This window comes from Spirochaetota bacterium (genome assembly GCA_025061835.1).
Classification (GTDB): Bacteria; Spirochaetota; Brevinematia; order DTOW01; family DTOW01; genus SKYB106.
On sequence record JANXAC010000004.1, the window covers coordinates 1 to 21,834 of the forward strand.

The 21,834-nt window shown below is 35.8% G+C and carries 18 protein-coding genes; 11 read left to right on the forward strand and 7 right to left on the reverse strand.

Annotation, left to right across the window (positions count from 1 at the left end; translation table 11 throughout):
* Positions 1-147: 147 nt before the first annotated feature.
* Genes NZ579_02435 through NZ579_02450 form a run of 4 tightly spaced genes read left to right on the forward strand, consistent with a single transcriptional unit; the run spans position 148 to position 5,710 of the window.
* Positions 148-894 (forward strand): hypothetical protein, encoded by a 747-nt coding sequence (locus NZ579_02435; GenBank protein ID MCS7298806.1) that lies wholly within the window; start codon positions 148-150, stop codon positions 892-894.
* 10 nt (positions 895-904) lie between these two features.
* Positions 905-1,867 (forward strand): hypothetical protein, encoded by a 963-nt coding sequence (locus tag NZ579_02440; GenBank protein ID MCS7298807.1) that lies wholly within the window; start codon positions 905-907, stop codon positions 1,865-1,867.
* A 9-nt stretch (positions 1,868-1,876) separates the two neighbouring features.
* Positions 1,877-3,493, forward strand: a complete 1,617-nt coding sequence (locus tag NZ579_02445) for a SpoIIE family protein phosphatase (protein MCS7298808.1) — start codon at positions 1,877-1,879, stop codon at positions 3,491-3,493.
* An 18-nt stretch (positions 3,494-3,511) separates the two neighbouring features.
* Positions 3,512-5,710, forward strand: a complete 2,199-nt coding sequence (locus NZ579_02450; protein MCS7298809.1) for a TonB-dependent receptor plug domain-containing protein — start codon at positions 3,512-3,514, stop codon at positions 5,708-5,710.
* Positions 5,711-5,796: 86 nt separating this feature from the next.
* Here the strand turns inward: NZ579_02450 and NZ579_02455 are convergent, their stop codons facing one another.
* Both NZ579_02455 and NZ579_02460 read right to left on the reverse strand, forming a co-directional pair.
* A complete protein-coding gene (locus NZ579_02455; protein ID MCS7298810.1) occupies positions 5,797-6,861 on the reverse strand; it encodes a hypothetical protein in 1,065 nt (354 codons plus the stop codon).
* Between the two features lie 9 nt (positions 6,862-6,870).
* Positions 6,871-8,019 (reverse strand): hypothetical protein, encoded by a 1,149-nt coding sequence (locus NZ579_02460; protein ID MCS7298811.1) that lies wholly within the window; start codon positions 8,017-8,019, stop codon positions 6,871-6,873.
* 171 nt (positions 8,020-8,190) lie between these two features.
* Here NZ579_02460 and purL point away from each other — a divergent pair, with 171 nt between their 5' ends.
* Both purL and NZ579_02470 read left to right on the forward strand, forming a co-directional pair.
* Positions 8,191-10,416 (forward strand): phosphoribosylformylglycinamidine synthase subunit PurL, encoded by a 2,226-nt coding sequence (purL, locus tag NZ579_02465; GenBank protein ID MCS7298812.1) that lies wholly within the window; start codon positions 8,191-8,193, stop codon positions 10,414-10,416.
* On the forward strand, positions 10,391-11,149 hold the full coding sequence (locus tag NZ579_02470; GenBank protein MCS7298813.1) for a hypothetical protein: 759 nt from the start codon (positions 10,391-10,393) through the stop codon (positions 11,147-11,149). The genes purL and NZ579_02470 overlap by 26 nt, the downstream gene beginning before the upstream one ends.
* Positions 11,150-11,330: 181 nt before the next feature.
* Here the strand turns inward: NZ579_02470 and alaS are convergent, their stop codons facing one another.
* Complete coding sequence (gene alaS, locus NZ579_02475; protein ID MCS7298814.1) at positions 11,331-13,955, reverse strand: alanine--tRNA ligase; 2,625 nt, start codon at positions 13,953-13,955, stop codon at positions 11,331-11,333.
* A gap of 417 nt (positions 13,956-14,372) precedes the next feature.
* Here alaS and NZ579_02480 point away from each other — a divergent pair, with 417 nt between their 5' ends.
* From NZ579_02480 to NZ579_02490, 3 genes are all read left to right on the forward strand, one after another.
* Entirely contained in the window at positions 14,373-14,510 is a 138-nt protein-coding gene (locus NZ579_02480) for a hypothetical protein (protein MCS7298815.1), read from the forward strand.
* A 127-nt stretch (positions 14,511-14,637) separates the two neighbouring features.
* Positions 14,638-15,837, forward strand: coding sequence for an aminotransferase class I/II-fold pyridoxal phosphate-dependent enzyme (locus tag NZ579_02485; protein MCS7298816.1), 1,200 nt, complete (start codon positions 14,638-14,640; stop codon positions 15,835-15,837).
* Between the two features lie 13 nt (positions 15,838-15,850).
* A complete protein-coding gene (locus NZ579_02490) occupies positions 15,851-16,630 on the forward strand; it encodes a TatD family hydrolase (GenBank protein ID MCS7298817.1) in 780 nt (259 codons plus the stop codon).
* 92 nt (positions 16,631-16,722) lie between these two features.
* Here NZ579_02490 and NZ579_02495 read toward each other — a convergent pair whose 3' ends face one another.
* The 3 genes from NZ579_02495 to NZ579_02505 form a co-directional block, all read right to left on the reverse strand.
* The gene (locus NZ579_02495; protein ID MCS7298818.1) at positions 16,723-17,604 is read right to left on the reverse strand and encodes a class I SAM-dependent methyltransferase; all 882 of its coding nucleotides are present in this window, start codon (positions 17,602-17,604) and stop codon (positions 16,723-16,725) included.
* A gap of 8 nt (positions 17,605-17,612) precedes the next feature.
* Positions 17,613-18,764 carry an aminotransferase class I/II-fold pyridoxal phosphate-dependent enzyme gene (locus NZ579_02500; protein MCS7298819.1) on the reverse strand — a complete coding sequence of 384 codons (1,152 nt, stop codon included), beginning with the start codon at positions 18,762-18,764 and terminating at the stop codon, positions 17,613-17,615.
* A 67-nt stretch (positions 18,765-18,831) separates the two neighbouring features.
* Positions 18,832-19,383: a hypothetical protein gene (locus NZ579_02505; protein ID MCS7298820.1), complete on the reverse strand. Its 552-nt coding sequence runs from the start codon at positions 19,381-19,383 to the stop codon at positions 18,832-18,834.
* 230 nt (positions 19,384-19,613) lie between these two features.
* Between NZ579_02505 and NZ579_02510 the strand changes: the two genes are divergently transcribed.
* On the forward strand, positions 19,614-20,645 hold the full coding sequence (locus NZ579_02510) for a branched-chain amino acid ABC transporter permease (GenBank protein MCS7298821.1): 1,032 nt from the start codon (positions 19,614-19,616) through the stop codon (positions 20,643-20,645).
* Between the two features lie 51 nt (positions 20,646-20,696).
* Positions 20,697-20,882: a hypothetical protein gene (locus NZ579_02515; protein ID MCS7298822.1), complete on the forward strand. Its 186-nt coding sequence runs from the start codon at positions 20,697-20,699 to the stop codon at positions 20,880-20,882.
* Here the strand turns inward: NZ579_02515 and NZ579_02520 are convergent, their stop codons facing one another.
* Positions 20,883-21,827, reverse strand: a complete 945-nt coding sequence (locus NZ579_02520; protein MCS7298823.1) for a hypothetical protein — start codon at positions 21,825-21,827, stop codon at positions 20,883-20,885.
* Positions 21,828-21,834: the final 7 nt, after the last annotated feature.

Here is a 21,834-nt window from a genome sequence, read left to right on the forward strand (position 1 = left end):
GAAAGAAAACAGAGTAGCAAGAGGTGTGATATACTAAAAATATCCATCTCCATAACCTTAAACTATTTTAATGAATCATCTCACAAAAAATTTTAGACTTTATTGTTGAAACTAATTTATAATGTTCTTATAATTTCAACAAGTTATATGATAAGAATATTCTTTGTATGGTTTTTAGTTTTTGATTTGTTATTGTTATGGGTTAATGCTTATTCTCAAACTGTTGTATACTACGACCCTGATGGTAATTTGAGAAGGATAGTTGACATAAATTCTGAAGGTAGTAAGTTATTCTCAAAGGTTGGTTTGAAATTTGTGGTCACAGCAGACGAAAACTCCTTTAATAATGCAGTTAAACAATACTCTCCTGAGTATTTTATTCTAAACTCCATCATATACCAAACGAAGAAGAAGAGTTTGGATGTTGATGCTTCTTTTGTTTTTGAGAGGAATAAGAAGGTAACATATACCAAAAGAGTAGTGACTTTTCAAGAGGGGATAGGTATCAAAGATCTTGGCAATAGTGTTTTAGCATCTTCTTTCAGAGACATATCAGATATAGTTCCTATTGAGACAAGGGTTCTGAAGGTTCCTAAGGATCTTGATGCACTTCTGGCAATGAAGTTCAAGCAAGCGGATTTTGCACTGGTGTCTGAGAGTAGTATTGATGTTTTTAAATCCATAAGTCCTGTGGACTTTGGTTTATTGAAGGTTGTATATACCAGTAGAGAGATATATAATCCTGTCTTCTGTTATGTTCTGGGAAAGGGAAGTCTCTCCAAAGTTAGGGAAGTTGAGAGGTTGTTACTAACGCCAGAGGCAAAGCAATTTCTAAGTCTAATGCTCTTTGACTCAATAAATAATGACCCTAAAATAATATCTAAAGTTAAGTAGGAGGTTGTTTATGGGAATCTTTGAGAGGATAATTGTTTTAATATCTTTGTTATTCGTATTTTCATACTCTTCCCTTTCGGAGGTTATAAGAGATATAAAGACTTTCTCATTTCCTAAAAGGACTGGTAAAGAGGTTTTAGTGTTGGTTTCGGATAAAATTTCAACTTTTGAAGAGGTTGATAACGGTATAGCGGAGTCACTCAAGGGTTATAATGTTTATTCGTATAACTTTCAAGGTGATACTAACTCAATGGATGATGTGCCAGAAATAGTTTCCAGGCTAAAACCAAATGTTGTGGTAGTTCTAGGTGCTAGTATTTTTGAAAAGATTGTTGGGAAAACAGATATACCGATAGTTTTCTCCATGGTCATAAACTATAAGAAGTTTGACATTGAAAAATATAAAAATATTGCTGGTGTTTCATTACAAATTCCGCCTGAATCTGTCTTCTTTAATCTTAAGACAATCTATCCTAACTTCAGGAAGGTTGGGGTTATATGTAGTAAAGACTACTTTGATTCTTATATAAAGCCTTCTGTTGATAGCTTGAAGATCAGCCTAGATGTTGAGGTTATTTCAAGTATCATTCAATCATCTAAAGACTTTGTTTCAGCATATAATAACATATCAAAGAACGCTGATGTTATGTGGATGGTTCCTGACACTGCTGTTCTAGATAAGAACTCAATAATATTTTTCATAACTGAAAGCTTCAAGAGGCAGAAACCTTCGGTTGTTTATTCAGAACCATTCGTCAAAGCAGGTGGATTTTTCAGTGTGTCTCCAGACTATAATAGTATTGGTTCCCAGATAGCACTCATAGTGAGGAGAATAGTTGAGGACAAAAGCACTCCTAATAAGATAGGTATAGTTCCAGTTGTAGGAACATTTGTAACCGTGAATAGAGAGATTTCTAAGAAGTTAGGTATAAGTGAGGATATTTTGAGTTTGGTTGATAAGGTTATTGAGTAGGGGGTTATTATGTTGTCTTTTTCAAACCTCAACATTAGAGCTAAACTTTCAATAGTTATATCAATAATAGTTGTTTCTATGTCTCTTGTGATGAGTATAATATTTATACTCAAATCTAACAATGAAATGATGTCTTCAATAGTTGTCAGGTCTGGTATGCTTGCTAGAAGCATGGCTGTCTTATCCGCTAATTACATAGCAGGGTTTCAGTATCTTGATGTTCAAAAAGCCATAGAGGATGTTGTAGACAAAGACAAGGAGATTGTTTATGGTTACCTAGAAGATGTTAATGGAGATGTTATTTCTCCTGTATTTAGAGATGAATTGATAAAGGATCAGAGCAAGATATTATCTGATTACAAGAACTTCACAAAAATTTTAGGTAAGCTTGATCCATATGGTTATGGTTTTACAGCAGATGTTAGATTGAATATAGTTGTTCATGGTAATGAAAGGTGTGTTGATGTTAGAGTTCCGGTTGTAATAGGAGAATCGGTGTCTTCATACATAAGATTTGGGACAACTCTTAGATACCTAGATCAGCAGCTCTTGATGAATATAATTATATCAGTGCTTATAGTGACCTTCTTGATAGGTATAGGTATCGTATTTAGTTGGAGTTTTGCAAGAAGTTTCTCAACACCTATTCTTAAACTCAAAGATGCTGCTATACAGTTTGGTAACAAAAACTTTGATTATAGCGTTGAGATCGTTACGAACGATGAGATTGGTGTTCTTGCAAAAACATTTGATGAGATGCGAAAAAACATAAAACAATATAGTGAGCACTTGGAGGAACTAGTTGCTCAAAGGACAAAAGAATTACAAGAAGCGTATCAAAAACTCAAAGAGAAAGATGACATAATACAGATGGAATTAGACTTTGCAAGTAAGATACAAAAGGGTATAATGCCTAATGGAGGATACAAGTGGCACGACTTTGTTGTTTTTGGATACTCTCAACCTATGGAGAAGATAGGGGGAGACTTCTTTGATATATTTCCAATTCCGGGTGGAAAACTTTTGTTCTACGTTGCGGATGTTTCAGGACATGGTATTCCTGCTGCGCTAGTTACTACTATGTTAAAAATATCACTTATAAATATAAGTTTTGAAACGAGTAATCCGTCAGAGATAATTGAAAGACTCAACGAGAGGATAAGAATAATAAACAGTGATGCTAGTCAAGTTATGGCGAATTACTTAACAATATTTACTTCAATTGTTGACAGAGAAGGTAATATGGTTTATTCATCGGGAGGGCATCACAAGCCTATTTTGTATAACTCCAAAACTAGAACTTTTGAAGAACTTCCAGAGGCTCAAGGAGCGATTGTAGGTATAATCCAGCCAGAACTTTATAGTTGCACTTCTTCAAATTTCGTTCTTAAAGATGGAGATAAGATGATACTATACACCGATGGTGTAACAGAGAGAAGGAACCTCTCGAATAAAGAACTTGAACTTGAAGGGCTGAAAAAGATAGTTGCCGAATGTGTTGATAGGAATCTATCTGGTAAAAAACTGCTAGCACAGATCCTAAGTGAGATTGATAGATTTGCTGAAGGAGTTCCACCAAGAGATGATTTTACCATTTTATTAGTTGAGAAAATAAAGTCTTCTTAAATTTTTAAGGAGGGTTTTATGAAGCACATGCTGAACATAATTATTATGCTGTTTATATTTCTTCTTCAGTTTGGGGGTTATGCTCAGATAACTGAAGAAGATTTTTTCAAGATTGAGGAGAGCATAGTTGTAGCAGCTACGAAGCAGAAGCAAACAGTTTCTGAAGCACCAGCAACTGTTTATGTTATTGACCAAAAGACTTTAAGGGTACTGAGTTTCTCTGAACTAAATCAAGTGTTGAGGTTTGTTCCTGGCGTTGATGTCTATGATCCTGACTTCTTCCTTTTCGGCGGACAAAGGGGGTTTGTAGGTGCTTTTGACACTACCTTGGTTCTTCTTGATGGAGTTGAGATGAATAATAATATTGCAAGTGAATCGTTCATAAGTCACAACTATCCTCTATTCCATGTGAAAAGGATTGAGGTGATACAAGGTCCTGCATCATCACTCTATGGTGCTAATGCAGTGGGTGGTATAATAAACCTTGTCACATACGATGAGGAAGAAATCAATGGTATAAGGGCAAGTGTTAAGTTTGGTTCATACAATACTCTATCTCCTTCCGCATTACTTGGTGGTAAAATAGGAGAGTTTAGATACAAAGTTTTTGGTAGGGTTTATCTTACCGATGGACCAAACTATTACGATAAGGTTACGAAGTATTACATTTACGCTCCTCAAACACCTAATATAAACAGAAGACCTAATTACTCACTTTGGGACTATAGTGATACAGGTTATAATAGATATCTGTATGCTAAGCTAAGTTATGGACCTTTCTATCTAGGTGGTGTCTATAATTACCAGATTGATGGAAGAGGAGTTCAAGATATTCAATGGGTTTATTACTTTGACGAGGACGGTAGAGATCAGAGAGTACTCTTCGGTGGTTTTGAACAATTTCTAATTCCTGATTTCTTGAAACTTAAGATTGAACAGAGAGTATGGCAAGATTATCTGTGGGGTAATCATACACAAGTTAGCGATATTTTGGATGTTTCACCAAGTGGCTATCCAATAACAAACTCACAAGATACAAACATCACAAGAGGTGATATTGAAGCATGGAGAGGGTTCTACTCAAATCTAAAGTCTCCAGGGAGCTTAAGGTTCCAAACGGAATTACAAGCTGCTCTATATTTTGCGGAAAAACACAGACTTACAGTTGGTGCGGTTCTTGATATTTTAAGAGGTTTAGGTGCTTCTTGGAATAGGCTTGATTACTCAACTCTTGTAGAAGGTCCAACTAATGTTATAGATGTTCATCCTTATGTTGATGTTGATAAGCAACTCGCATCTTGGATAAAAGCAAGTCTCTACGCTCAATGGGAAGTTCCTGTTATAAGTGAAGTGCTATTTGTTACGCTAGGTGGTAGAGGAGATGCTTACATAGTTAGTAATCAAACGAGGTTTGAGATAAACCCGAGGAGTGGTATAGTTTTAAAACCGTTTGAGGGAGCTGCTTTTAAACTACTTGTTGGTAAAGCGTTTAGGGAGCCTACAGTGTTTGAACTATGGGGTGCTGCTAACAAGCAAGGTGGTATCCAGAAGCTCAAGTCAGCGTCAACTTGGACCTTTGAGTTAAGTTGGTTCCAGATCATTTCTGATTGGTTACAGAACTCACTTGCAGGATTTTATAATTATGGAGAGAACTTTAAAGTTACGATACCAGAGCAAGGTTCTGGTGTAACTGAAGTCCCGATTGTAAGGATATGGGGTGCTGAAGAGTATCTAAAGATTACTCTACCATTCTTCCCAAGCATCCAGATAACGCTAGGTTATACCTACCAAACAGGAGTTCAGTCATACTGGAAAGTAACCGTTCAAGGAACTACAACAAACTCAAACTGGGTTGACGGAAGCATACCGACAATCCCTCAACATAAAGGTAGTGTAATCGTATCTTACAAAGTTCTAGAAAATGCTTATCTATCCATACTTAATTATATCGTTGGTGATATTGACCCAGGGCTAGGAAACTCATTATCAACAACATTAGGAAGACTTCCAGCGTATTGGATAGTTGATGCATCATTATTGGTCAATGATATATTCACTTTTGCTAATACTTCCTATGATCTTAATATAGCAGTTAGAAACCTTCTCAACCAAGAGTGGTGGAACCTCAACCCAAGAAACGGTGGTGCAGGACTTTCACCAGCGGCATTTCCACAGAAAGGTATCAACTTTGAAGTATCTCTAACGGGTAGGCTATAAGATATTTTTGGATTTATAGGGGGATAATTCCCCCTTGTTTGATAATTTGTAAGCGACTCTGTTTCATAAGATCAAAATTCAAAAGATCAAAATTCAAAACTTCTAAAAATACCTAGACCAATAGAAAAACCTCTTCTAGTTCTAGGTTCATTTACGTCTTGGTAACTCCTAACATAATAATCGTCAAAACTTGTCTGTATTTCTGCTCCAAGTTCCTTGCTAAACTGATACATAATTGATAAACTTAAACCTGTGTAATCAGAAATATTATCTCCATTTCTTCTAGGGAATGTAAAATAAGTAACGATATCAAAGTCTAGTATATTCAGATATATGCAGAAACGAGGTTGTAGAGGTAGAATTCCATCCTGTAGAAATCTAATTACTAAGAAATCTATTCCAAGACCAATAGGACCTATAATCTTAGTTCCTAGGTATACGGAAATCTCTTTTGATGTATTTCCTACTCTTGTTTTATTAGTATTGAATGAAATCAGAAGACTTGGTATGCTAAATCCAGCGAACCATCCATTACCTAGTAATCCACCTTTTGAGTTGTTTATATATCTAAAAGCTATAGAAGGATAGATTGTAAAACCTAGATCAAAAAAGTATGATAATATGTTAAATGATATTAAAAACCGTCCAGGTACTGTAACCTCCTCAAACCTCTCTTCTATTATCTTTCTATACTCCACCGCTAGTGATTCTTCATACTTCGGTAAAACCTTATTAGCACCTTCTCTGAAGTCCTCAACGACGCTGTCAATGACTTCAAATATCCTATCAACATCATACTCAAATTCATACTCTCTAGATACCTTAACACTCTTGTTCGCCACATCCAGAAGGTGTAAAACCAACCTATATTGGTTTTTAGACTTCTTTGATACAAAACCATAGATTGAGAAATCTACCTTGCTTTTAGTCCCCTCATTTAGAACCTCATTTCTGTCAATTAAGTTTGTGTTTATGTCAGTCATATCAAAGTCTCTTGATAGAATGAGTAAAGATGATTTTTTTATAGCATTCGCAACACCACTACCAACAACATCAAAACTCTCTATGTTAAAAATACCTATCTTCCATTTAGCAGAAGCGTATTCAACAAGCAGTGTTAAGAATATTACAAAAACGAAGACAAATCTCATAAATTACCCCTAGAACTTGTATCTTAGAAATACAGATTCGGAAATAGAAGCACTATAAACGAAAACTATATTGCTACCATCTAATAAATAGCCAGTGGTTCCTAAAGACAATGTCAATGCTTTTATTTGGAAACCCAAAGAGATGTTATCAATGAAAGATGTTTCAAAGGAAATCATTATCCCTAAAAACCTGACATTCCCCGGTTCCGCTGCACTACTATCAATCACTACATTCTCTCCTCCTACATTCCCTGACAGAACTAAAAGTGGAATAAAGGATAAAGCTTCATTCTTACTGAACTTTAACTTCACAACGGGGAATAGGTAGAGGTTATCAAAACTTATTCTTTCCAAATCTGATTGAAGATTAAGTGTTTCGTTATTGTGTTTTGTAAATCCTCTGATTTCAAACACTGAATGTTCATACAACATTCCAAGTCCTATCATCATAAAACCTTTGAAAAACCAGAAACCACTAGATAAGTCAATACAAAAATTGGGGCTCGGTTTGGGTTCAATAGATAATCCTAAAGAAAGCGAGAAATATCTAGTATCTAAACCATAACTTAAGCCAATCATATATCTAATGCTATATTCAGGTTTTTGTTCAAAGTCTTCGGTAATTGGGAAAATGTTCGTTTGTCCCATATTAATGTTAGTTCCCAATGATTCTTTTTCAAGACGTATTATTGGTTGAGTGGGATTGATATGTACTGCAATGCTATGCTTTGTTCTTGTTTCTTCAAGAGGGCTTACATAGTCAATTTCTACTATCTCCTTGAGTATCTTTTCTGGTTCCTTTGGAGGAAATATTTCTAGAATGTTTGAAACTATTGCTTCAACCTTATCATCACTCAAGGAGATATTCGTTAGCAACCCTTTGGTTGTAAATATTCTTAATGTCTTGTTGCTTATTGCTAGAAGACCAGACAGTTTGTTATCAGACATAAACTTCATCTTTTCGTTATCATCACCTATCTTACCAATGTGGTAATATATATTTAATTTACCGGAGTTTGCGAGTTTTGTCTCCATAAGCATAGCCATAAATCTACTATCACTATCTTCCGGAATTACCGATATAGTTTGATTTTGAATACCTGATGTGTATGTGCTAAATACAACACATATTAATGATACAAAAAATGACTTTTTCATAATTAATATTATGATAATCAAATTAAGGGTTTAGTGTAAATTTTTAGATATTAAATACCATTAGTATGATTTTTAGCATCTACTCAAGTTGAGTAAGAGAGTGAAGATTTGTTAAAATATTGCAAACATTTTAATAATGTTTTTTGGAGAGAGAGATTTTTGGAGAGAGAGATGTCAGCCGAACTAAAGGAAGATATTAACGAAAGAACTAAGGAACATTTGAACATTTTGAAACTTTCAGAGGACGAGTATAGACTTATAGTTGAGTACTTAGGTAGGAAACCGAATGAAATTGAACTTGGGATGTTTGGAGCATTGTGGAGCGAACATTGTGGATACAAGCATACGAGAAAACTACTGAAAGAACTGCCTACAGAAGGTAAATACATCTATGTTGGACCTGGTGAGAATGCTGGTGTCATAAGAGTAGATGATTTAGCAATAGTCTTCAAGATAGAGAGCCATAACCATCCTAGTGCCGTGGAACCCTATCAAGGTGCTGCAACTGGAGTTGGTGGAATCGTTAGAGACATTCTCTCAATGGGAGCAAGACCTGTAGCACTTCTTGACTCCTTAAGATTTGGAGATCCGTCGAAACCTAAGGTTAAACATCTCCTTACAGGTGTCGTTAGAGGTATATCTGATTACGGAAACTGTATTGGAGTTCCTACGGTTGCAGGAGAAGTGTATTTTGAAGATGCTTACGAAAATAATCCTCTCGTCAATGTAATGTGTGTAGGTATAACAAAAGTGGACAAACTTGTAAAATCTGTTGCTAAAGGTGTTGGAAACTTGGTTGTTTATTACGGTGCTAAAACTGGTAGGGATGGTGTTCATGGTGCTACCTTTGCATCTGCTGAACTTAACACTTCGTCAAATGAGGATAGGTCAAGCATCCAGATAGCTGACCCTTTCGTTGAAAAGAAACTCATAGAGGCAACACTAGAACTTGCTGAAAATAACTTAGTTGTATCTATACAAGATATGGGTGCTGCTGGACTTACAAGCTCATCCTGTGAGATGGCGTCAAAGGGAGGTGTTGGAATTGAACTTGAAATTGATAAAGTTCCTGTTAGGGTAAGTGACATTACACCTTATGAGATTATGCTATCAGAGTCGCAGGAAAGAATGCTAGCAATCGTTGAACCATCTAAACTTGATAAGGTTAAAGAAGTTCTTGAGAGATGGGAGTTAGATTGGGCTGTGATAGGAAAGATAACTAATACAAAACGATGTGTTGTGAAGTATAATAATGAAAAAATTGTAGATTTGCCGCTAAAATATCTGGTTGATGAGGTTCCATTCTACCAAAAACCATCCAAAGAGGATACCGAAGTAAGGAAAATAAGAGATATAAAGCCAACTGTCTTCATAGAAGATCTGAAATCATCTATTCTCAAGCTCTTGTCCTCTCCAAATATATCTTCCAAGAGGTGGATATACGAGCAATACGATTGGTCTGTCCAAACGAATACGGTCATACCACCTGGTAAAGCGGGTGCTACTGTTATAAGGATTAAGGATACCAACAAAGGATTAGCGCTTAAGGTTGATGGAAATGGAAGGTATATGTATTCCTATCCTTATATTGGTGCCACAGTTGCAGTAGCAGAGGCTTGTAGGAATGTTTCATTTGTAGGTGCTGAACCCGCTGGTATAACAAATTGTTTAAACTTTGGATCTCCTGACAATGAGAATGTTTCATACCAGATACAACAAGGTATAAAGGGAATGGCTAGGGCTTGTAAGGAACTAAATGTTCCAGTAACTGGTGGTAATGCATCTCTTTATAACGAGTATAATGGAACTCAAGTTTATCCAACCATAACTGTAGGATGTGTAGGTATAATAGATGATATAACAAAGGTAGTTGATGCTCAATTCAAGAAAGAGGGAGATTTGATAGCACTCATCGGTAACGAAACAAAAGAAGATTTTGGAATGGCCGAAATTCTTAAAGCACTGGACAAAGATGTATGTGGAAAACCACCTATAATTGAATTTGAGGTTGAGAGAAAATTACAGGAATTCGCAAGGTTTGTAATAAAGCATGGTCTTGTCTCGTCTGCTAACGATGTATCTGATGGTGGTATGATTGTTTCAGTCGTTGAAAGTATGATAGATACAGATTTTGGAGTAATGCTTGACCTTTCATCATTGCCCGTCTATCCAGCAATAGCACTATTCTCCGAAACTCAAAGTAGAGGTATATTCTCTTTTGATAAGGAATTCCTTGATACTATAAAAACTATATCTCAACATTATGGATTAAAGTTTAGATTGATCGGTGAAGTGATTAAAGACCACAAACTCATAATTAAGGGTGTCAAACAATCTGATGATTTGGTTATCACTAAAGAAGAATTAAAACATGCGTTTTATTCTAATTCTTTCTAATATTCTACTAAATACTCTTCTAGCCTTAGCATACCAATCAAACTACATCCAGGTGATTGGAAGCCTATCAAGCTTGAAAAACTCATTCATTGTTGATGGAGGTGTAAGCATATACTCATTTGACATATCACTTAAGATAGAGTATAACGATTACGGTGAAGTTAAAAATTACGGATTGTTAAACTCTGAATACTATATTGAGACTGGTAGTTATAGAATTTATGAAACCTTACTCTCTGCTAGTATTGGTATAAATTTAGGAAACTTTAGGAGTTTTACTATACTTAAGAGTAGCGTTATAAGTGCGATAACTCAAAGTGTAGGGTTTTATTACGGTGTTGGAGGTTCTTTAAGTTTTGCCGAAGGATTAGTGCTTGGCTTTAATGTAGATGACTTTGAACCATTCTCTGGTAACGTCAGGTTCTTGGGGTATGTAAGTTATAGCGACACAAACTTGATAGATAGAATTTACTTGTCAATTTCAAAGAGTGTAATCTCGACTCTTGGTTTTGAGGTTCTTTCTGAAGTTAGGTTGCTGAAACTTGAATATTTTAGTGTAAATGTGGGGCTTGGTTATAACGGTTCTTTCGGAGGAAGACAACTCTATCCATATCTGACTACCTTGAAACTGATATTACCTTACGGATTTGAGATTTTCAACACTACAAGGTTTTCAGAGTTTGCTTACGATACTAGCATTGGAATAACCTACGAATTTGACTCCATCCAATAAGACTATGTAACTCTGAAATTGCCAAAAGCCCAACAACTAATGTGTCTAAAACTATCTCTTTTAACTTAAGTTTTTTATAACTTCAGACAAGAACGTTAACGATTGGTGTGTGCCTGAAAGACATCTTTACAATATACTACAATGGTTTTAAGTTCCATAAATTACTCAAGATTCTTAAATTTCAGTATATAGTTTTTAGTTGCGATATAAACAAATCCTTAATTGTCAACAAATCTCTTCCTTTGTCTATTGCACCTCTTACGAAGTCTGACCTACCACCACCTTTAACACCTTCGCTTTTGAGTGTTTCTAAAACCTTATGGATGTTTAATCCACTAACATTCGTTCCAGCAACGAAGTTAATTCCCTTGTCCCCTTCCGAAGCCAGGAAAACAACAACGTTATTTATTCTATCTCTAACTGAATCAACCAATCTCCCCAAAGAGTTAGTATCTACATCACTAAAAACTTTGAAAACCACTTTGATATTCCCAATATCCTCAACATCACTGACTATTTCATCCACTGATACTTGCCTTGATGCTTTACTTCTTGACTTCTCAAGTTCTTTAAGTTTCTTCAGTATGCTATCAACTTTGACTGGTATGTTGTCAAAATCTACACCCAGTTTTCTTGATAGCTCTTCTAGTATTAGACTATACTTTCTAAACTCATCAAGTGCTGACTTACCAGCGACTGCTTCCAATCTTCTCACTCCTGATGCTATTGCTCTCTCGTCAGTAATTTTAATAATTCCTATTTCCCCAGTTCTATTTACATGCGTTCCGCCACAGAGTTCTTTTGAAAAGTTAGATATACTAACGACTCTCACAATATCTCCATACTTGTCTCCAAAGAATGCTAACGCTCCGCTTTTAATAGCCTCTTCCCTCGGCATAAATGTCTTAATAACCTCAACATCTTTAAAGATTATTTCATTAGCCTCTTCCTCAATATTCCTAATTTCATCGTCGGTTAGTGATGAGTAGTGAGAGAAATCAAATCTCAATCTGTTTGGTTCAACCAAAGACCCAGCCTGTGCTACATGTGTTCCTAAAACTTTCCTCAAAGAAGCGTGTAGGATATGTGTAGCAGTATGATGTTTTGCTATATTTTTTTTTCTGTTGATATCTACAATCATCTTAACCTTGCTATTCTTCTTTATCTCTCCTTTCTCTGGTCTTACGATGTGTAGATATACATCGTTTTCTTTCTTTGTATCAAGAACCAATCCTGTATTTTCATCAGCAGTTATAAGTCCAATATCACCTATCTGTCCTCCTCCTTCTCCATAGAATGGTGTTTCCTCGGTTATCACGATTCCCAGATTGCCTTCATTTAGAACTTCCGACTCAACAAGATTTTCTCCTTCTTTGAGTAGGATTTTTTTTACTCTGGACTCATATTCGTAGTACTCGTCTCCAACATATTTAGTTGATGTTTCTCCTTTAGTGATGATGTTAAAGTCAAAAACCACCTCTTCCTTCTTCCAACTCATTCTACCTCGCTGTTTTTGTTCCTCCATAAGTTCGTTAAAATTATTCCAATCAACAGAAAGTCCTTCATCCTTACAAACATCCTCAATTAAGTCAAGAGGCACGCCCATTGAGTCATACAGTTTGAATACCTCTGCTCCAGGAAGAATTGTGCGTTTTTGCTCTTTTATCTTTTGTATAAGTTCAGAAAGATATTCTATTCCCTTTGCTATATTACTAAAGTATCTCTCTTCCTCAATCTTTATAACCTTCTTTATATTATCTTTTTTGGACACAATCTCTGGATAAGCATCTCCCATAGATGCTACAACACCATCAATAATCTTATGTATTATTGGTTCGTTGATACCAATCTTGTTAGCGTACCTTAACGCTCTCCTCAATATTCTTCTTATTACATACCCTCTTCCTTCATTAGAAGGATAAACACCTTCAGCACCTACGAATGTTATAGCCCTTGAATGGTCCGCTAGAACATTTATAGGAATAGTATTATCTCCTTCATATTTCTTTTGGGTTTCCAATACTATCTTGTTGATTATAGGTTCAAATACATCCGTTTCATAAACACTTTTCTTGTTTTGTAGTATCATTGCAAGCCTCTCAAGTCCCATGCCTGTGTCAATGCCTTTGTATTCAAGTTCAGTTCTTTTACCTGTTCTATCCTGATGAAACTGCATAAATACAAGATTCCAAAACTCAAGAAATCCATCACAGTCCTCTGGTGTTTTACAAGTCGTTTTATCATAACCCCAGATCTCTCTTAAGTCAATGTATATTTCAGAGCAAGGACCACAAGGTCCTTCATCGCCAGGAGGTCCCCAAAAGTTATCTTTCTCTCCAAGCCTAATGATCCTATCGCTTTGGATACCAATCCTCTTGTTCCATATTTCAAACGCTTCTTCATCGTCTTTGTAAATGCTAACCCAGAGCAATTCCTTTTCTATTCCAACAACATTAGTAACGAAATCCCAAGCGTATTCTATCGCTTCTTTCTTGAAGTAATCTCCGAATGAAAAGTTACCAAGCATTTCAAAGAAGGTATGATGTCTTGGTGTTTTACCTACATTCTCAAGGTCGCTTGCCTTGCCACCTGCTCTCAAGCACTTTTGAACCGATGTTGCTCTAGTGTATTCAGGGGTCTTTTCTCTCAAAAAGTATGGCTTGAACTGAACCATACCTGCAGTTGTAAAAAGAAGTGTTGGATCATCTGGTGGTATAAGAGGACTACTACTAACTACTCTGTGATTTCTACTCTCAAAAAATTTTAGGAAGACCTCTCTTATCTCGCTACTCTTCAGGTTCTTCATAAGAGAAATATAACAAAAGTTTTGAATTTGTTTCAATTAACCGAAGAGTCTATTCAAGAAATTGTTGTATATCTTGAGAGATTAGACAAGATGGAGGATGTATTTGTGAAAGTATATTAAAATAGTATCTCTCGGAGGTCAGATAAAGGGTGTTCAAAAAATTGTTATATGTTTCAAGAGATTAGGTAGGAAGAGGAATGAGTTTGCGAAAGTTTGTTAAAATGATGTCTCTCGGAGACAGGGTATGAGGTTATTCTTGTTGTAAGGTATTGAACAAACAGCAAGATAGAAAGAATAATTAGTGAAAACTGTTACAAAGGTAGAGGCAGAAGAAAGAAACGCAAGAGTGCTCTGATTGTCCTGATAGATGTTCTTATGATACTGTGAAGGCTTTCGTATAGGCAAGCAAGAGAGGTTGTGAAAAGAAAACTGGGGATAGACATACACTACCGTTTGAAGAGATTGAGAGAGATAAAGGATGTGATTAATCGGAAGATACCTAAGTTAAATATGAGTTTTTTTGAGGAAGGCAGGGGTGAGATGGATAGTCGTTGATGGGACGGGTGTTGTGGGATGGAGATTAGGGGGGTTAGGGGACACATCAAGTTTGGATTACAACTGGTAGCCCATTCCTAATTGAAATGCTTTATTTTACGATTTTATAATAATGAGTATATAAATTATGAAACACGAATTTGCTGAAGCGAATAGACTTAAGAGAATTCCTCCTTATATCTTCTCAGTTGTTGATAGTATGAAGTTAGAGGTTCAGAAAAAGGGGATTGATACGATTGACTTCAGTCTCGGTAGCCCCGACATGAAACCTCCAAAAAGAGTCATTGAAAAACTTAAAGAAGCTCTTGATAGAGATGATGTTCATAATTATTCAAGGCACGATGGTGAAATAGAAAAGGAGTTTAGAAAAGAAATTGCTAATTGGTATGAGAGAAAATTCAATGTGTTACTAAACCCCGAAAAGGAAACATTACAACTTATAGGCTCAAAAGAAGGTATCGCTCACTTCGCTCTAGGTGTCATAAACAGTGAAGATATTGTCATAGTTCCATCACCAACCTATCCAGCGCACTTTAATGGTATAATAGCATCAGGTGGAATAGTCTATTATGTCCCCCTGCTTGAGGATAATAAGTATGTTTTGGATTTCAAGAAGATAGACCCCGGAATATTAAGGCTTGCTAAGATACTTATAGTGAGTTATCCGCAAAATCCCACAACCGCAGTCGTTAAACTTGATTTTTACGAAGAACTCGTAGATTACTTCAAAGACAAAGGAATAATAATCGTAAGTGATATAACCTATTCTGATCTGATATACGAAGAAGGATATAGACCAACTAGTATTCTAGAAGTTAAAGGTGCTAAAGACTTTTGTATTGAATTCCATACACTATCCAAGAACTTCAATATGGCTGGCTGGAGGGTTGCTTTTGCATCTGGAAACGCTAAATTGATTGAAATACTCAGGAAAACTAAAAGTTACATAGACTTTGGAGTTTTCAAGGCTATACAACTTGCAGGTATTGAAGCTATGAGGTATTGTGAGGATTTCATTCAGGAAGTCAAAGAAACTTACTACGACAGGATAACTACCTTCGTTGAAGGACTTAATAGAGCAGGTTGGAGAGTTGAGATGCCCAAATCTACCTTCTATGTCTGGGCTAAAATACCTCTTAAATACTCCGCTTTGACATCTCTTGAATTTACTAAGGTTTTGATTGAAGAGACAGGAGTAGTGTGTTCGCCGGGGAGTGGGTTTGGTGAGTATGGAGAAGGGTATGTAAGGTTTGCTATGGTCCAGAACAAGCAAAGAATAAAAGAAGCAGTCTTGAGAATAACTAGATTTCTTTCTAGAGAAGACTAATTCAGAGGTTTTTATGTTCGTTGATACTCACTTTCATATCAACATGATAGAAGAGGATATAAACATTCAGAAGAGTGTTATTGATGACTCCATAGCGAAGGGACTTGTTGATGGGATATGTATATATACATCTCCTACTTCTTTTATGAAGGATGTTGATGTTGTAAAGTATGTTTCTAGCAAGGGTATTAAGGTTGCTTGTGGTTGGTATCCAGAGCATAGTCCTAGCGAGGAGAAAATAAATCAACTGGAGGATGTTATCCGTTCTTACGATGTTTTTGCGATAGGTGAGATAGGGCTTGAGTATTACAGAATGCCTGTTCCTAAACAAGAGCAGATTGAAATGTTTGAACTACAGATGGAGTTGGCTAGGAAATATTCCAAACCTGTTCTAATACATTCAAGGGATGCGTTTGAGGATACGCTTATGGTTCTTAAGAAATACGATTCTGTTAAGGGGATTATGCACTGTTTTTCTGGAACGCCAGAAATGGCAAAGAAGTATGTTGACATTGGATATTATATTTCCTTCGCAGGAAATCTTACGTTCAAGAAAGCAACCAACCTACAAGAATCTCTCAAGCAAGTTCCTCTTGATAGAGTGTTGTTTGAAACAGATGCTCCTTTCCTAGCACCAACACCATTCAGGGGACAGAAGAATTACCCATACATGGTCAAATACGTTTATGAGTTTGCTTCAGGTATACTCAAGATACCATTTGATGGATTAGTAGAAAAGGTTTTGAATAATTGGAAGGAGTTTCAATCGCAAGTAACCAACTCAAGGAATTAGTAGTATTCCAAGTAGGTGATTAATCTAAAAAAGGTTAGGGGAATGAATAGAAAAATGATTTGTTGTAAATCTAAACTTTGCTATTAAAATAGTTATATTTGGACTTTTTTAACTGCGTATATCTCAAATGTATCTCCGACATTTGTTATCCTTTGGTATAGTTCTAGTATGTTTTTAATGATTGGTATTCTAGAAACTCTGTCAGGATGGAAACCTGTATTCACTATCTTTATAACCTTGAAATTCTCTTCTTTGAGTAGAATTGATAGGGAATCTGGTGAGAACTCAAATATGTGGTCTTCTGGAACGAGAGAGTAGTAGAATTTAGGTTTGAAAGTTTGTGTAAATCCGTTTCCGTTTGGTGTTGAAATCGCAAGTATTCCTCCATACTTTAGAAGCCCCCATACCTTCCTTAAAACCTCTCTAGGGTTGGGCAAATGTTCTATGACATACCAGATGGTGATTATGTCAAACTTTTCATTTGTCTCGTAATTTGCGAAGTCTGTTATTATAACCCTATCTCTTATGTCAGGAGGTAGTAGATGTAGGATTTCTTTGTTTATATCAATACCTCGTATGTTAAATCCTCTTCTTTTCGCCATATCTATGAACACTCCTATTCCGCATCCAATATCCAAGAGAGATTTGTTTTTAAGTGAAGACACGAAATTCCTAACATAACATCCGCCGCAACTTCCACTACCGCATCCTGAACACTCGCCTTCTCTTAGGTAGATGTTCTCTATTGTGTCTAATCTTCTGTGTGTGATCTTTCTCATATTCTCTATGTCTTCACTTGCTTTCCTACCATACCTGCTTTCGTATCTTTCGGCGAAGTATTTGGAGTTATAAACTTCAAGTATGTTTTGGTAGTACTCTTCTGGGTTAAGTCGCTGAAGTGTTTTACAGGAAGTGCATTTGTAGAGTTTATCTGCTACTGCGATAAGGTCGTTACTACAGACATAACATTTCATGTATTGTATTATTTGTAGATTTTCTTGTATATCTTGTTTATCTTTTCAACGCCTCTTTCTATCGTTTTATCGCTTGCGGCAAAGGATAGCCTGAAGTGAGTATTCTTTTCAGAAAAGACATTTCCGGGTATTATTAGAACACCTTCCTTTATACACTCCTCAACGAATTCTCCAACATTATCACCACCTTTAGGTGATGGGAAAGAATAGAAAGCACCTTCTGGTTTAACTAGGTTAAAGTTATCTTTAAGGCCTTCATAAACCAAATCTCTCTTATGCTTGTACTTGGATATGTATTCAGACATATCGTAATCCAATGCTTTTATTGATGCATACTGAGCGAAAGATGGAGCGCAGACGAAAGTGTATTGCTGTAATTTGATCATCTCTTTTATTATAGGTGAAGGACCGAAAGCGTATCCTACTCTCCATCCAGTCATAGCATAAGTTTTTGAGAAACCTCCAAGCAAGATAGTTCTTTCAGGATACATACTAGCGATTGATACGTACTCCTCGTCATAAACGAATTCGTCGTATATCTCATCTGAAACAACTATCAGATTATACTTCTTGGCAATTTGGTATATAGTTTCAATGTCTTCTCTTGATAAAACTTTGCCAGTGGGGTTAGCAGGAGAGTTAATCATTATTATTTTTGTTCTTTCATTTATCTTCTCTTCTATTTCTTTCTTCCTTGTTGATAGTCTGAAATCTGGGTAGGTATCAACAATGATTGGTTTTCCGCCGAAAAGGTTTGTAAGGTGTTTATACATTACAAAGTATGGGTCAAATATTATAACCTCATCTCTGTCATCCAGTAATGCCATAAGTGTCAGAACTATACCACCAGAAACACCAGATGTTATAATACAGTCTTCCTTTGTATATTTTGTTTTTTTCCTTGAGTTTATGGATTCGGTTAGTTTATCTCTCAACGGTTCTATTCCTTGTGTCACAGTGTATTTGTTGAACCCCATTTCAATCGCTTTTATTGCTTCCTTCTTTATCTCTTCTGGAACATCAAAGTCAGGTTGTCCGATACTTAGATTTATTGGATCTTCTATCTTCTGAGCAAGGTCAAATACTTTTCTGATACCAGATGAGTCTACTTTTCTACTCTTCTTTGATATTAGTGAGGTTATATCATCTACGCTTTTCATAATCCTTGATTATAAACAAGATAGTAAATTGGATTCAAAACGGCAACTTGGCCTCAGAGTTTAATCCTCAATACTTCAATTTTTCTTCAACGAACTTTTTATACTGTATGTGGTCTTCCGTTGCAATTATGAAAGGAACAATTATAGAACTTGCTATGATGTATGCCCATTGCTGTGTATTGAGATTTCTGTTGTTGTCTCTGTAGTTGTAGAATGATACTTGCTCCATGAGATACTTTGCAACCATATAGGTTGTAGGAATTGAAACGAGTAGTATTATTTCATACCTTCTTTCATAACTCAAGAAGAAAGGTTTTTCTTTGATATCCTCCTTTGGTTCAAACTCAAATGTTGCTTTGAGTGATTTCATCTGGTTAAATTCAACCTTCTGTAAGACATTTGTTTCGTATATGGAGATGTTTGTCTTGAATTGGTTTTTCTCAAGAATTGCTAATAACTCTTGAATGCTAACCTCGTTTGTATTTGTTGAAGAGACATTAGTAGGTTGTTGAGATTTTTGAATACTTGTAGTTTTTGATGTCTTCAAGTCGGTCTCAATACTAAATCCCGTCATTTTCAGTATCAGTAGTCCTAATATAAGAATAAGTGAATGCTTCACAACATAATTATAAAATATTTGGAAGAAGTTTGTTCAATTTTTAGTTTCTATGTTTGGAATTGCAGGGATTTAAGAAATTCACACTTAATGATTGTATATAAGTTAAGTCAGTTTATTGATTTTGCCGGAGTTCGGGATAGTATCGGAGTTTGGTTCGTTGGATAAACACATCTTATTAGGTATTGGTAAATCCTTGGAAGGAATGTTTATACTATAATATCGTATCTGTTATGAATGGAATAAGGCTGATTATATATATCTTGATAGGGATAGCGTTTATTCTTCCTGTTATACACTATATAGTGATAGGGGGGACCTCGTCCTACTACTTGGATGTTGCGATAAGGGTTGGTGTTTATTTACTTTTGGCTTTGGGGCTAAACCTTGTTATCGGATACACTGGGCTTCTTGACCTTGGTTTCATAGGGGTTTTCGGAGTTGCTTGCTATACTACTGCTATCTTAAACACTAGTGGTATTCCATTTGTTTTTTCTGCCTTGGGTGCTGTAATTTCTGTAATGTTATTTAGGCTAATTATTGGATTACCGCTTATAAGACTCAGGGGGGACTATCTAGCGATAGCGACACTCGGGTTTGGTGAGATAGTCAGAATAGTAGCAAATAATTTTGATGCTCTCACAAACGGTCCAAGAGGATTACCTAGAGTAGGTCAAACGATTGAGAATATTAACTTTGGATTTTATCAACTGTCTTCAAGCCTTGAAGTGTATATCTTCACAGTGGTTATGATAATACTCGGCATTCTAGCATCGTATAGGATAGAGAATTCTAGAATTGGTAGGGCACTCGTTGCTATAAGAGAGGATGAGATAGCATCTTCTCTTATGGGTATAAATGTTTCAAAACTTAAGTTATTCATTTTTGTAATAAGTGGTATATTTGGTGGAGTTGCTGGAGTGATATACACTCACAAGGTTGGTTATATTACTCCGAACTTGATACAGTTTTGGGATTCTATACTTCTGGTAGCAATAGTTGTGATAGGTGGTATAGGTAGCATACCTGGTGTTGTTATTGGTGCGATAGTATTTTACGGAATACCTGAATTGTTGAGAGATGTTCTAGGCTCTCAACTTACTGAGTTTAGGATGCTTGTTTTCGGTATAATAATGCTTCTTATGATCATCTTTAGACCTCAAGGACTTATACCTTCCGAAAGGAGGAAGGTAGAACTCAAACCAGAGACTTCAAAGATCCGTGAGGAGGAGGACCAATCTCTGTTTGACCTAGAAAAGAGATAGACAAATATTATCATTTGAAACTTTGATAATTATGTGCTAAATTTTAATTCTATGAACAGAAAAAGAGTCGTTTCGCTTATTGTACTTTTTGTTGTCACAGGTGGTTTTCTACTAGGCATCTTCTACATGATGGCTTCTCAAAACCACAGAGATGGATTCGTGAATACCGTAAAAGATATAAAGAATAAACCTTTTATGGGACCAAGGGCGAAAGAAAAGTGGAAGATGGAGAGGTAACTACATACTTGAAAGCATTGATATAACGAAAGATAGATTATAGTTAGCACCTATACATAAAATCTTATTCTTGAATTTTACAAAAGCTATGTTTTGACTTCCGTATATGAAAAACTTTGACATTTCTAGATCAACTACTTCCATATTGTTTATGTTATTACCTATCATATCTGGTGATATCTTTACTTTACCGATAGCATCAATGGGGAAGTCCATAGCATATCTTGGATTTATATAACTGTCCTCATCGTCAAATATTATTACGAAATTAAGTCCGAACAGCTCCTTTAGGTAGTAGGATGTCATTATAACCTTCTCTTCTTCAGAAATAGTGTTTGAACTTGATATGGCATACAGTTGGCTAAGTGCTAAAGCATTCCTCGCACCCCAAAATCTACCTATTTCAAATCCTCTGAATTGGATGAGTCTAAGAGAGATTGATAGGACATCAATGCACTTTTTCAGTATCATTTCAGTATCTTCCTCAAGTTTAACTTTTCCTTTAGCCTTTACTACCAAGAATGTTCCCATCTCTCCTGATACTTTAAAGAATATTGTTTCATCTACTTTAGTGTAGTAGTTAACTCCAAAGAATGTAGGTATCTCTCTGTCTTCAATCTCGCCGTATATTACATCAAGTTTTTCAGAGAAATATCCAATACCTTGAACATCAAAATTCAATCTAGTTATGATTGTGTAGAGAGACGAAGCTATACTCTCAACGGAAGAGAAGTATTTGATATCTTCCACTACCTTCATAAGTAAGTTTATCAATCCGAACTTGTCAGTGAAGATAGAAGATGCTAGGTTTTTCTCGTAGTATTCTTTAAGAATTTTTAAATCTTCTATTGTTACTGGTTTGAAAGAAAACAGATTATTTTCACCTTGTAGGCTCTGTAGAATTAACTTTTCTCGGTAAGATTTAGCTTTATCCAGTAGTCCCATAGATACC

Bases quoted from the DNA above. Each gene is read 5' to 3' on its own strand.
- NZ579_02440 (MCS7298807.1), top strand. From the start codon at position 905: ATGGGAATCTTTGAGAGGATAATTGTTTTAATATCTTTGTTATTCGTA.
- NZ579_02515 (MCS7298822.1), top strand. From the start codon at position 20,697: ATGAACAGAAAAAGAGTCGTTTCGCTTATTGTACTTTTTGTTGTCACA.
- NZ579_02455 (MCS7298810.1), bottom strand. From the start codon at position 6,861: ATGAGATTTGTCTTCGTTTTTGTAATATTCTTAACACTGCTTGTTGAA.
- NZ579_02485 (MCS7298816.1), top strand. From the start codon at position 14,638: ATGAAACACGAATTTGCTGAAGCGAATAGACTTAAGAGAATTCCTCCT.
- NZ579_02500 (MCS7298819.1), bottom strand. From the start codon at position 18,764: ATGAAAAGCGTAGATGATATAACCTCACTAATATCAAAGAAGAGTAGA.
- NZ579_02450 (MCS7298809.1), top strand. From the start codon at position 3,512: ATGAAGCACATGCTGAACATAATTATTATGCTGTTTATATTTCTTCTT.
- NZ579_02460 (MCS7298811.1), bottom strand. From the start codon at position 8,019: ATGAAAAAGTCATTTTTTGTATCATTAATATGTGTTGTATTTAGCACA.
- NZ579_02490 (MCS7298817.1), top strand. From the start codon at position 15,851: ATGTTCGTTGATACTCACTTTCATATCAACATGATAGAAGAGGATATA.
- NZ579_02435 (MCS7298806.1), top strand. From the start codon at position 148: ATGATAAGAATATTCTTTGTATGGTTTTTAGTTTTTGATTTGTTATTG.
- alaS (MCS7298814.1), bottom strand. From the start codon at position 13,955: ATGAAGAACCTGAAGAGTAGCGAGATAAGAGAGGTCTTCCTAAAATTT.
- NZ579_02495 (MCS7298818.1), bottom strand. From the start codon at position 17,604: ATGAAATGTTATGTCTGTAGTAACGACCTTATCGCAGTAGCAGATAAA.
- NZ579_02510 (MCS7298821.1), top strand. From the start codon at position 19,614: ATGAATGGAATAAGGCTGATTATATATATCTTGATAGGGATAGCGTTT.
- NZ579_02445 (MCS7298808.1), top strand. From the start codon at position 1,877: ATGTTGTCTTTTTCAAACCTCAACATTAGAGCTAAACTTTCAATAGTT.
- NZ579_02470 (MCS7298813.1), top strand. From the start codon at position 10,391: ATGCGTTTTATTCTAATTCTTTCTAATATTCTACTAAATACTCTTCTA.
- purL (MCS7298812.1), top strand. From the start codon at position 8,191: ATGTCAGCCGAACTAAAGGAAGATATTAACGAAAGAACTAAGGAACAT.
- NZ579_02520 (MCS7298823.1), bottom strand. From the start codon at position 21,827: ATGGGACTACTGGATAAAGCTAAATCTTACCGAGAAAAGTTAATTCTA.